At 39.5% G+C, this 11,401-nt stretch carries 11 protein-coding genes; 8 read left to right on the top strand and 3 right to left on the bottom strand.

The window, feature by feature from the left end:
* The first annotated feature begins 293 nt into the window (after window positions 1–293).
* The 8 genes from dnaG to C9J36_RS05890 all read left to right on the top strand — a co-directional run bounded on the left by dnaG (window position 294) and on the right by C9J36_RS05890 (window position 8,618).
* Window positions 294–2,114, top strand: coding sequence for a DNA primase (dnaG, locus tag C9J36_RS05850; protein ID WP_066163960.1), 1,821 nt, complete (start codon window positions 294–296; stop codon window positions 2,112–2,114).
* Window positions 2,115–2,146: 32 nt separating this feature from the next.
* Entirely contained in the window at window positions 2,147–3,271 is a 1,125-nt protein-coding gene (gene rpoD, locus C9J36_RS05855) for an RNA polymerase sigma factor RpoD (protein ID WP_066163957.1), read from the top strand.
* Window positions 3,272–3,633: 362 nt separating this feature from the next.
* Window positions 3,634–4,182 carry a hypothetical protein gene (locus C9J36_RS05860; protein WP_107942501.1) on the top strand — a complete coding sequence of 183 codons (549 nt, stop codon included), beginning with the start codon at window positions 3,634–3,636 and terminating at the stop codon, window positions 4,180–4,182.
* A 498-nt stretch (window positions 4,183–4,680) separates the two neighbouring features.
* On the top strand, window positions 4,681–5,823 hold the full coding sequence (locus C9J36_RS05870; protein WP_107942503.1) for an acyl-CoA dehydrogenase family protein: 1,143 nt from the start codon (window positions 4,681–4,683) through the stop codon (window positions 5,821–5,823).
* A gap of 142 nt (window positions 5,824–5,965) precedes the next feature.
* Entirely contained in the window at window positions 5,966–6,295 is a 330-nt protein-coding gene (locus C9J36_RS05875; protein ID WP_066163948.1) for a c-type cytochrome, read from the top strand.
* 167 nt (window positions 6,296–6,462) lie between these two features.
* On the top strand, window positions 6,463–7,161 hold the full coding sequence (locus tag C9J36_RS05880) for a tRNA (adenine(22)-N(1))-methyltransferase (protein WP_107942504.1): 699 nt from the start codon (window positions 6,463–6,465) through the stop codon (window positions 7,159–7,161).
* The gene (locus C9J36_RS05885; RefSeq protein ID WP_107942505.1) at window positions 7,158–8,279 is read left to right on the top strand and encodes a Nif3-like dinuclear metal center hexameric protein; all 1,122 of its coding nucleotides are present in this window, start codon (window positions 7,158–7,160) and stop codon (window positions 8,277–8,279) included. Before C9J36_RS05880 ends, C9J36_RS05885 begins: the two co-directional genes overlap by 4 nt.
* 141 nt (window positions 8,280–8,420) lie before the next feature.
* On the top strand, window positions 8,421–8,618 hold the full coding sequence (locus C9J36_RS05890) for a hypothetical protein (RefSeq protein WP_066163937.1): 198 nt from the start codon (window positions 8,421–8,423) through the stop codon (window positions 8,616–8,618).
* Between the two features lie 9 nt (window positions 8,619–8,627).
* On the opposite strand, the gene C9J36_RS05895 is transcribed toward C9J36_RS05890, so the two are convergent.
* The 3 genes from C9J36_RS05895 to vrrA all read right to left on the bottom strand — a co-directional run bounded on the left by C9J36_RS05895 (window position 8,628) and on the right by vrrA (window position 11,384).
* On the bottom strand, window positions 8,628–8,795 hold the full coding sequence (locus C9J36_RS05895; protein WP_082798956.1) for an aspartyl-phosphate phosphatase Spo0E family protein: 168 nt from the start codon (window positions 8,793–8,795) through the stop codon (window positions 8,628–8,630).
* Between the two features lie 473 nt (window positions 8,796–9,268).
* Window positions 9,269–10,237 (bottom strand): 4-hydroxy-3-methylbut-2-enyl diphosphate reductase, encoded by a 969-nt coding sequence (locus C9J36_RS05900; protein ID WP_066163933.1) that lies wholly within the window; start codon window positions 10,235–10,237, stop codon window positions 9,269–9,271.
* 697 nt (window positions 10,238–10,934) lie between these two features.
* Window positions 10,935–11,384, bottom strand: a complete 450-nt coding sequence (gene vrrA / locus C9J36_RS05905; RefSeq protein ID WP_107942506.1) for a VrrA/YqfQ family protein — start codon at window positions 11,382–11,384, stop codon at window positions 10,935–10,937.
* Between the last annotated feature and the right edge of the window lie 17 nt (window positions 11,385–11,401).

Consider the following 11,401-nt stretch of genomic DNA (forward strand, 5'->3'; position numbering starts at 1 on the left):
TATTTATCTTGATTTAGTGAAAAATACCCATCTTAAAAGATAAGTCAGATGAATGCTCCATTGGGTATTTGATTTACGTGAATGGTAGGGCACTCGCTAAATTCAAATAAAGCCTCCGGCAGATGTCACAAATTTTGAAGAAGAGTTTTCGAACTTACTTAAAAAATCTGAACTAGAGTTAGTTGGGGCATAATTGGCTGTACAACCCTTGCGATTATTTTTTGTCGTATAATAGAGGATTTTCAAGATATATCTCGAATTATGTTTATGTAACAACTGAAAATGGTGATGGAATGACCAAAAAAATACCTGAACAATTAATTGAACAAATTCGTTCACAGTCGGATATAGTTGATGTTATTAGCGATTATATGCAGCTGACGAAAAGAGGGCGTAACTGGTTTGGTTTATGTCCGTTTCACGGGGAGCAAACGCCCTCCTTCTCCGTTTCGCAAGATAAGCAAATATTCCATTGCTTTGGTTGTGGGGCAGGTGGGAATGCAATTACATTTGTGATGGATATTGAAAATATAACATTCCCAGATGCTGTTGTGAAACTTGGTGAACGAGCAGGCGTCCAATTAGATGCAGAGCTAACGACTAGTGCACAGCCTGCAAAAACCATTTCAAAAGCCGAAGCAAATATGCGACAGGCACATGATTTTGCAATGGAGTTTTACCATCATTTATTAATGAATACCGAGGATGGGGAAGAAGCTTTACAATATTTATTGAATCGCGGCTTCACCGAGGAGTTAATTGAAAGCCATAAAATTGGCTGGGCATTGCCTTCATGGGATTCACTTACTACATTTCTAGAAAGAAAAGAATTTTCATTAGAAGAAATGGCTGAATGTGGACTTGTGATTCGACGGGAAAGTGATGGTTCTTATTTCGATCGCTTTAGGGGACGAATTATGTTTCCAATTCGCGACGATAATGGGAAGGTGATTGCGTTTTCAGGGCGAATTTTAAATACAGATGCTGAAGAAGCAAAATATATGAACAGTCCTGAATCACCAATTTTTCATAAAAGCGAAATACTATACAACTTAGATAAAGCGCGGGCTACAATTCGAAAAACACGTCAGGTTGTTCTAATGGAAGGATTTGTCGATGTATTAGCAGCGACAAATGCAGGCGTTACGAATGCAGTTGCGACGATGGGCACATCGCTTACACCACAGCATATCCAAAGGCTCAAACGCTTAGTGGAGCAAATTACGGTTTGCTATGATGGGGATTCTGCTGGAATGGAGGGAGCGCGTCGCTCAAGTCAGTTGCTCAAGGCTGAACGCTTAAAAGTAGAGGTGGCTGTTTTACCGGACAAGCTCGACCCAGATGACTATATACGTCAATATGGTGCTGAAGCGTTTAAAACACAAATAATTGACAAGCCCCATGCTTATATTGCTTTTATGATGATGTATGCAAGGCGCAATAAAAATTTTCAATTTGAAAATGATGTGCTGCAATACGTACAAGAAGTGCTAGAAGAGCTTGTTGGGGTATCTTCACCAATAGAGCGTGATTTATATATAACGCAGCTTGCGAATGAAACATCTATTTCTCAAGAAGCTATTTATGCACAATATCGAAAACTAGAGGCAACAAAGTCAAAACGCTATAAAGATGAACAAATACCGCTGCATGAAGTTGCTCCAGTACCATTGACGCAGAAGCCGTTAACTGCAACGGAGCGCGCAGAACGACTACTGCTTTCACACATGCTTCACAATGTGCATGTAGTCGATAAGGTTTTGCAGAGTGGCGAGGAGCCCTTTGTAAGAGATGAGTATATGGCTGTTTTTGTTCGACTAATCGGCTTTTACGAGGAGTTTAGTACAGCCGATTATCAACGGTTTGTAGAGGTAATTGAAGATTCAGAGTTACGTAAAATTGTCATGGAAGCTGCATTAGCAGAACGAGCTCCAGATTATGCAGAGGCAGAAATTGCAGATTGCTTAAAGCATATTAAAAAACATCGCATCCAGCTTGAAATTGACACATTACGTCAAAATCAGTCGGAAGCAGAAAAGATGCATGAATATAAACAAGCAATGGAGATTATGCAAAAGATTGTCCATTTAAGAAGAACTTTAGCGACGATGTAACTCGATTCGTTTTTTTAGAAGGAGGAAGGTTTATGGCGGACAAATCAGAACGCTCAAAAGAAACAGTAAATGAACTATCGTTAGAGGAAGTAAAGGCGCTTCTTCAAAGTAAAGCAAAGACAGAAGGCGAAATTTCGATGAAAGAAATTTCTGATAGACTAGCTGCTTTTGAGCTAGAAAGCGAAGAAATCTTCCATTTTGCGGAAAATATCGAAAGTCACGGTATTACGGTAGAAGGTAAAGAGGAATTCGAAGAAGATGCGTTGTCTAAGCAAGAAGCGAATGAAGAAACATTTGACTTAAACGATTTGAGTGTGCCACCGGGTGTTAAAATTAATGACCCTGTGCGCATGTACTTAAAGGAAATAGGTCGTGTTGATTTACTTTCTGCTGAAGAAGAGATTCGTTTAGCGGAGCGTATTGAGCAGGGCGATGAAGAAGCGCGTAAACGTTTAGCGGAAGCGAACTTGCGTCTCGTTGTATCGATTGCAAAGCGCTATGTTGGTCGCGGCATGTTATTCCTGGATTTAATCCAAGAAGGAAATATGGGGCTTATTAAAGCGGTTGAAAAATTCGACCATCGCAAAGGCTTTAAATTTTCTACTTATGCAACATGGTGGATACGCCAAGCGATTACACGTGCAATTGCTGACCAAGCTCGTACAATCCGTATTCCTGTGCATATGGTTGAAACCATTAATAAACTGATTCGTGTACAGCGTCAATTGCTACAAGATTTAGGACGTGAGCCGTCCCCAGAAGAAATTGGCGAGGAAATGGACTTAACACCTGAAAAAGTGCGTGAAATTTTAAAAATTGCTCAAGAGCCTGTTTCACTTGAAACGCCAATTGGTGAAGAAGATGATTCACATTTAGGCGATTTTATCGAAGATTCTGAGGCACAATCACCTTCAGACCATGCAGCTTATGAGCTTTTAAAGGAACAGCTTGAAGATGTGCTTGATACGTTAACTGACCGTGAAGAAAACGTACTTCGCTTACGTTTTGGATTAGATGATGGACGTACAAGAACACTTGAGGAAGTGGGAAAAGTGTTTGGCGTTACACGTGAGCGTATTCGTCAAATCGAGGCGAAGGCACTGCGTAAGCTGCGTCATCCGTCCCGTTCAAAACGTTTAAAAGACTTTTTAGAATAAAATAAAGGGCGCTCAAAAAGCCGTGCAGTAGCCGGCATTTTGGGCGCTTTTGCTGGTATTTTAGCAAAAAAGTCCGCCTATGAAAATAGTAAGCGCTAACTTTGAAAATGATAGGACATTAGATGCTTGCTCTAAGTAAAAAGAATGACTAGCCTCAATGCTCTTTGCACTCTCTAACCAAACACAAGCGCCGACGCAAAGAATGTCGGCAACCGTACGGCATTTTTCCGCCACCTCCCACAAATATTTACTAAAACTATGAGTGAAATTTAGTGTAGATGTTACTTTTTGCCGATGTTAGAATAGGAATGTTTTCATTATGATAGAACTATACATAACAAAATGGTTTGGAGAGAATAAAGATGTCGAACCAACGAAAGCAAATAATTATTAATGAAATAACATTTTGGAAGCAAAATAAGCTACTGCCTGAGCATTATTGTGATTTTTTAACGACGCTTTACACTGAAGGAGAGAAGCAAACAGAAATACAGGGCAAGCCCTCTCAATCTGTAATAGCACAAGAAAAAAGAAAGGCATTAGCTAAATATTCAATAATGCCGATAATTGCTATTATTTTTATTATACTTCTTTTCACGATGAATGCTGTTTGGCTAGTTGCTATTTTTACAGCAGTCTTGGCTATAGGTTGCTTGATTGGTGCTTTTTACGTAGCTAAAAAAAATCAAATGCTATCACCATTGCTACATTTAACGAGTGCGTTATTGCTATTAGCGGTGACGGTGCAAGTTTGCATTACCTATTTCCCACATAATATTACCGTCCTATATATAGCATTATTAGGAAATTGCCTGCTATGGTTTATTTCAGGTTTAGCCTTGAAAATTGTCTATTTTACAGTATCAGGTGTTTTAGGAATGCTAGCTATCGGGATTTATTTCTTTTTATAATGGTTCAGTAGAAAACGCCCACCTCTATAGGTGGTGTGATGAATACTTAAATTGCCTTTTATAGAGGCGTCCAAAAAGCTGTGCATAGCTTTTGGACGTTGATGCTGGCGTTTTGGCAAAAAAATTGCTCCTATAAAATAGAGAGAGCTTTCTTTGAAAATGCTAGAAACACAGGGTTTAGCAGTGTTTCTCTAAAATGAAAGAGAAGAAGAAAAATTTCCCTTTCTATGCGATTGCTATACAAAATCATTTTTTTGACAGCTCCATCCTAGTAAGCCTCCAGGGGATGTTAGGGATTTTGAAAGGAGTAAATTATGCGAGCGCAATTCAAAATCTCGACGCAATTACGCCGAGGTGTAATTGGCAATATTTTTTAAACCTAAAAATCAGTTTTTCATATGATGAAAGCTGATTTTCTTCTTTTTAGTTCGAAAATGCTGTTAAAATGCAGCTATTTCTTATAGAATAAAAGTGTAAACATACAAAGGGGTGGACATAATGTTTTTTGATTTAACAGATGAGCAACGTATGATTCAACGCACAATGAAAGAATTTGCAGATGAGGTAGTGGCACCGGGCGCTATTGATCGCGACAGAAAGAAAGCGTTTCCAAAAGAGATATTTGAGCAATTAAGCAAGATGGGGATTATGGGATTGCCATTCCCAGAAGAGTACGGTGGTGCTGGAGCAGATACAATTAGCTTTGCCATTGTGACGGAGGAGTTAAGCCGCGTATGTGCTTCGACAGGCATTACATATTCCGCTCATATTTCTTTAGGAGGAGCACCTCTTCATTTATTTGGCACGAAAGAACAAAAAGAGCGTTATTTAACGCCAATTTGTACGGGAGAATCCTTCGGTGCTTTTGGTTTAACAGAGGCGAATGCGGGTTCTGATGCAGGTGGTACTGAAACTCGAGCGGTACTTGCAGATAATCAATTTACGATTAATGGCTCAAAAATGTTTATTACAAATGCTAGCTACGCCAAGCATTTAGCATTAACGGCCATCACAGATATGAAGGATGGAAAAAAGGAAATAAGTGCGATTATTGTACCGACAGATGCTAAAGGATTCACGATTAAGGATGAATATGAAAAAATGGGCTTAAATGCCTCTAATACGACAGAGCTTATTTTAGAAAACGTTGTTGTACCAGAGGAAAATTTACTTGGTACAAAGGGGAATGGCTTTAAGCAATTTTTACAAACATTAGACGGTGGACGTATCGGTATTGCGGCAATGGCTGTAGGTATAGCACAAGGTGCTTTGAATAAAGCTGTACAATATGCTAAGGAACGTAAGCAATTCGGCAAAGCGATTGCTGATTTTCAGGCGACACAATTTAAACTAGCGGATATGGCAGTAAAGGTGGAAATTGCACGTACATATGTGTACAAAGCGGCTTGGTTAAAGGATCAAGGACGTCCTTTCAGCAAAGAAGCAGCAATTGCTAAATATTACGCATCCGAGATGGCAATGGAAGTGTGTGATGAAGCAATCCAAATACATGGCGGTTATGGCTATATGCGCGAATATGAGGTAGAGCGATATATGCGTGATGCCAAGTTATTAGAAATCGGTGAGGGAACTTCTGAGGTACAGAAGCTAGTAATTGCAAGACATATTTTGACTGATTAATAGTTAGATGGCGAAATTGTTACAAACAAAGTAAAACTTATGCTTTAGGGCTTTCCGTTTTCAACTGAATGCAGTACAATGATTATTGTTGAATAGATTCTATCATATAGAACCAAAATGACTAACAAGGGAGGTAAATCGAATGAAAAACAATCCAGTTTTTCCGTACATCTTAATTTTAGCATTCGGTATCGGACTTATTTTCTTCATGTCAATAAACGGTGCTGGAGGCAACGAAGAGGCTGAAGGCGGCGAAACAACTGAACAAACAGATGGCGCAGCATTAACGGCTGGTTGTATTGGTTGTCACGGTGGCGATTTAACAGGTGGTATGGGACCAAATTTACATGGCATAGCACTATCTAAAGAGGAAATCGTTGATATTTTAACGAATGGTAAAGGCGCAATGCCTGCAGGTACTGCAAAAGGTAACGAGGAAGCAGTAGCTGAATACATTTTATCTTTAGAATAATCGGTGTAGTTGTGTCCTATTCATGAAACAATATGAATAACGCAAAATGATTAATCGGCTTAACCCCAGTTACTTAGGGTTGAGTCGATTATTTTTTTCTTTAACTCGGCAAATGATAAGCTTTTCTACTATAATAGAGTGGAGATATTGCAGAAAAGAGGTATTTTATGAACGCGCAAAAGCTATCTAAACGATTAGAAACAGTAGCCTCCTTCGTACCAACAGGTGCAATTGTAGCAGATATCGGGAGCGATCATGCTTATTTACCGTGCTATTTAGTGCAGCAAGGCATCGTTTCAGGCGCAATAGCAGGTGAGGTTGTAAAAGGTCCATATGAGTCTGCGCTACGTCAAGTGCGTGCGGAAGGGTTAACAAATAATATTAAGGTGCGATTAGCTGATGGTTTAGCCGCTGTTGAACAGGGGGATGAGGTTGATACGATTACAATTGCAGGAATGGGTGGTCCTTTAATTGTCTCGATATTAGAAAAACATCCGGAAGTGCTACGTTCAGTGACCCGCTTAATTTTACAACCAAATATTCATGCAAAAGTTATACGTGAATGGGCATTAGTACATGGCTGGGCAATTTTAGATGAAGTAATTTTAGAGGAGGATGATAAAATCTATGAAATACTCGTATTACAGCGCGGAGCAATGCATTTAACATCTGCTGAAATTTTACTGGGAAATCATTTAATTGCACAGCGTTCAGCTACCTTTGTGAAGAAATGGACGAAGGAAATAGATAATTGGCAAAGAATTTTACAGGATTTGAATAAAGCAGAAACAACGCCTGAAATACAAGCGAAGAAAGAGGAGCTACAGATATTAATTCAACTTGTCGAAGGGGTGCTATCATCATGAAATTAGTGAATGGAAATGAAATTATTCAATTGTTCGAAAGCTGGTCACCGAAAAAGCTTGCATGTATGCCAAATGACCCAATCGGACTAGCTATTGGGACAGTGAATAAAACGGTAACGAAAGTGCTTGTTACTCTAGATGTAACGATGGCAGTAGTGGAGGAGGCAATCGAGCAAGGCTGTGAGCTAATTATTGCCCATCATCCACCTATTTTTCGTAAGCTAAGTCATTTACGAACAGATACACCAGCTGGACAGCTTTACGAAAAATGCTTAAAGCACGATATTGCAGTTTATGCAGCCCATACGAATTTAGATGTTGTAGAGGGTGGTGTGAATGATTTACTGGCGGATGCGTTACAGCTTGAAAATCGCAAAATTTTAGAGCATACATATAGTGAGCAGCTCATAAAGCTAGCTGTATATGTGCCTGCTGAATATGCAACGACAGTAAGAACAGCCCTAGCTAATGCGGGAGCAGGGCAAATAGGTGCTTATGATACATGCAGCTTTACGACGGTTGGTGAAGGGCGTTTTCGTGCTTTAGAGGGAGCCAATCCATTTGTAGGTGAAATAGGTGAAGTAAATATAGAGCCAGAGCAAAAAATCGAGGTTGTCTTCCCAAGCAGTCAAAAAAATCGTGTATTAAAAGCGATGCTTAATGCACATCCATATGAGGAGCCAGCTTATGATGTATGGGCAATGGCACTCACGACAAACGAGGCGGGCTTAGGTCGTATCGGCACGTTACAGGAGCCCTTAACATTGCAGCAGTTTGCAGAATTTGTGAAAGTACAGTTAAATGTTCCTTGCTTACGGGTGGTAGGTGATTTACAGCAAACTGTGGCAAAAGTAGCTGTCGTAGGCGGCGATGGTAATAGTTATATTGCAGCCGCAAAACGTGCAGGTGCAGATGTCTTTGTCACAGGAGATATCGGCTTCCATATGGCGCAAGATGCGGAGGTCAATGGGTTAAGCATTGTAGATCCAGGACATCATGTGGAAAAGGTTATGATTAAAGGTGTTACGGAGAAAATGACAGCGCTATGCAAGGAGAAAAAACTGCCTGTACAATTTATCGAGTCGACAATTCATACAGAGCCGTTCCAATTTATTTAAAAAATTGGGCTAAGGGAGAGCAGATGTGCATCTGTCTTTTCTTTAGCCCTTTACATATTGATGTCTACAGGATAATCACTTAATGATGTTACATTGCAATTTCAAGACGAGCACGATAAAATTTGACTTGAGGTGAAAAACATGAGTATCGGTTTAGCGGGTTATTTAGTATCAATTTCTGGTTTATTTGTTGTGTTAACGACGATTTTTAATGTCCTACCTACTACATCAGTAGCGATGCGTGTTATCTTTATTAGCATCGGTATGATTTTTGCAATTGGAGGCAGTGTATTGCGTTATACGGAATATCGAAAAGAGCGTAAGCGAGCACAGCAATAAGTTTACTTGCTACGAAGCTCTTTTTAAGTATATGTTGAGTAATGTATCTAATTGCTGGCTGGATTCAACTACTTTTGGATGTGTGTAGCCTAAGTCCTTGGCTATTTTATACATTTGCTTTCTTTTTAATTCGATTCTATATTTCAGAATCGTTTTCTCGAAAAAGTGTTTCAACATGATGATAGAACTCCTTAAATTTGATTGATATATGTATTGTATATTACTTTAAATGAAAATAATGTCACATTGTGTGCGGAATTTGAAGTTCACAAATTTGTCAAAATTACGTCGGAAATGAATGGTTACTTGTTTTGTTATGAAAGTGTACAGAATTTTTTAGCAAGAAATGTCGAAGAATTTTGTCGAAGGTACAAAATAATAAGAAAGCAGTCCAGAATGTGTAACATTTTCTGGACTGCTTTATTTTTAACTTCTTTCAATAAGCGGTAAGACTACTGCAATATGTGTGTAACGACTGAGTGACCAACATCGTGTTGATTCAAGTGGCATAATTGATTAATATACGCTAAACCGTTTGCTCTTGTAGTTGCTGGTTTTTGTTATACTGAAAAGATGATTTTTGCATCCTCATTTTAAATTGAAAAAACGTCTGAAAAGCAGCGCTTTTCAGACGTCCTCGTCCTTGTCTATTAATAGGGCATTATTTTTTCTACAGGCTTAGGCTCTTTAATTTTTGGTAATATTTTATCAAGTGTTACAGTGCGAGTAAGCTCGTGAGTTGACGTATCTGCAGGGTCGTATTTTTCTAAAAAAGCAATAACTTCTTTAACGATTGGCGTCGGTGTAGAGGCACCTGCTGTTACAGCAACTGTTTCAATCCCTTCTAGCCATTCTATCTTGAGCTCACTAATATCGGCAATGCGGTATGATTTCGTATTGGCAATTTCCTCCGACACCTGTGTTAAGCGATTGGAGTTGTTTGACATAGGGTCCCCAACAACGATTAGTAATTCCGCTGCCCCTGCTTGCTCTGCTACTGCCTCTTGTCGTACTTGTGTAGCAAGGCAAATTTCTTTATGCACCTCGATATGAGGGAATTTTTGCTGTAGGCTGTCCATTAGTGTGGAAACATCCCACTGGCTCATCGTTGTTTGGTTCGTTACGAGCAATTTTTCATTTGTAATATTTAACTGCTCAACATCTTTAACAGATTGAACAAGATGAACATGTTCAGGAGCTACGCCAATTGCACCTTCTGGTTCGGGATGTCCCTTTTTCCCAATATAAATAATGTCGTAGCCTAATGCCGATTTTTCACGAATTAAATCATGTGTTACGGTTACATCAGGGCAAGTCGCATCGATTGAAATAAGCCCTTTTCGTTTTGCAATCTCGCGAATTTCCGGCGAAACACCGTGCGCGGTAAAAATAACAGTGCCTTGCTCCACTTGTTCAATAATTTCTTTACGGTTTTCCCCGTCCAGTGTAATAATACCGTCCTTCTCAAAAGCATCCGTAACGTGTTTATTATGAACAATCATCCCTAAAATATAAATAGGTCTTGGTAAAGATTTATCTAATGCAGCATTGCGCGCGATGACCATTGCGTCAACAACGCCATAGCAATAACCACGTGGATTTATTTTAATTACTTTCATTGTTCAAACTCCTTTCGCTTCACTGCCTCTATTATAGCAAATGACGCCTAGCGAATACAAAAGTTCGTGTTTTTAAGTCATTTATTGAATGGAAGGAGCTTGTACACCTATAATAATAGATTTAAACATCTATATGGAAAGCTTATATTTCAAAGGTTTTTGTAAACAAAAATTAATTTGAAGCTGCTCTATTGGATATTTGCTAAAAAAAGCAGTCCAAATAACTTCCACGTTATAAAGGGAGTTGTCCCAAAGTCCATTTTGTTTTGCCACCGCATTGAAATCAATGTTTTCATCGCTTGAAGGATACCACTGCTAAAGCCAATATTCACCCATTTTTAAAAGAGGCGTTCTCTGTTTATCCCGTATTAACAAATTTGTTTGCGACGAGTAACCGCAGGAGCACAGACCCCCACTTCAAAATAGCAGATAAAATCAAGATATTTAAGTGGGGGATGTGCGAAAACCCCCACTGATTGAAGGTTCACTTTATATGAATCAGCATTTTGCGAAACATCATCGCTACTGTCCAAAATGCCGGCTATGCACGGCTTTTTGGACAGCCCCCTGCTTTCTCATGTACAACGTATTTAATATAAAAAATTGAGCACTTCAGAAAGAAAATTCTTTCCAGACAGTGCCCCTCAATCAATATTCAAGATTTTATAGCAGTGAGACAACTCCTTTAAATTCTCCTTTAAGGCTCGAAGGGTGGCTGATAAATTCTTGGTACAGACGGACGTGTTTGACGCTCAAGTGGTCTACTAGAGCTTTCTGCATTCCTGCCTTTAATATCCTTATGCGGCGCATGAATCGTGCTGGATTCATTTTGTGAATTGCGGAAGCCTCGATACATTCGCCAAAGGGCTGGTAAATTTTTAATCATTGGTGCAGCTTGTTGCACATAAGGTGTGAATTTTTGTGCATTATTCATAAAGCTATTAGCAGTTTGTAAAAAGGTTTCCCATTTTGGTGTGGCGGCGGCTGCTTGAGCTGCCTGTGCCGCCTGCATAGGCATCCCCATTCCCATTGGCATTGGTGGGGTAAATGCATTAGCACGCATAAATGGTGCAAAGCCTCTTGGCATGAAACCATACGGGGGAGCAGAATAAGGCATAGGCATTTGGAAATACGGTAACGGGCGCATAAAACTCTCCTTTCTAT

Source organism: Metasolibacillus fluoroglycofenilyticus (genome assembly GCF_003049645.1).
GTDB lineage: Bacteria > Bacillota > Bacilli > Bacillales_A > Planococcaceae > Metasolibacillus > Metasolibacillus fluoroglycofenilyticus.

Coding starts and splice junctions, on each gene's coding strand:
- dnaG (WP_066163960.1), top strand. CDS start 294: ATGACCAAAAAAATACCTGAACAATTAATTGAACAAATTCGTTCACAG.
- rpoD (WP_066163957.1), top strand. CDS start 2,147: ATGGCGGACAAATCAGAACGCTCAAAAGAAACAGTAAATGAACTATCG.
- C9J36_RS05860 (WP_107942501.1), top strand. CDS start 3,634: ATGTCGAACCAACGAAAGCAAATAATTATTAATGAAATAACATTTTGG.
- C9J36_RS05870 (WP_107942503.1), top strand. CDS start 4,681: ATGTTTTTTGATTTAACAGATGAGCAACGTATGATTCAACGCACAATG.
- C9J36_RS05875 (WP_066163948.1), top strand. CDS start 5,966: ATGAAAAACAATCCAGTTTTTCCGTACATCTTAATTTTAGCATTCGGT.
- C9J36_RS05880 (WP_107942504.1), top strand. CDS start 6,463: ATGAACGCGCAAAAGCTATCTAAACGATTAGAAACAGTAGCCTCCTTC.
- C9J36_RS05885 (WP_107942505.1), top strand. CDS start 7,158: ATGAAATTAGTGAATGGAAATGAAATTATTCAATTGTTCGAAAGCTGG.
- C9J36_RS05890 (WP_066163937.1), top strand. CDS start 8,421: ATGAGTATCGGTTTAGCGGGTTATTTAGTATCAATTTCTGGTTTATTT.
- C9J36_RS05895 (WP_082798956.1), bottom strand. CDS start 8,795: ATGTTGAAACACTTTTTCGAGAAAACGATTCTGAAATATAGAATCGAA.
- C9J36_RS05900 (WP_066163933.1), bottom strand. CDS start 10,237: ATGAAAGTAATTAAAATAAATCCACGTGGTTATTGCTATGGCGTTGTT.
- vrrA (WP_107942506.1), bottom strand. CDS start 11,384: ATGCGCCCGTTACCGTATTTCCAAATGCCTATGCCTTATTCTGCTCCC.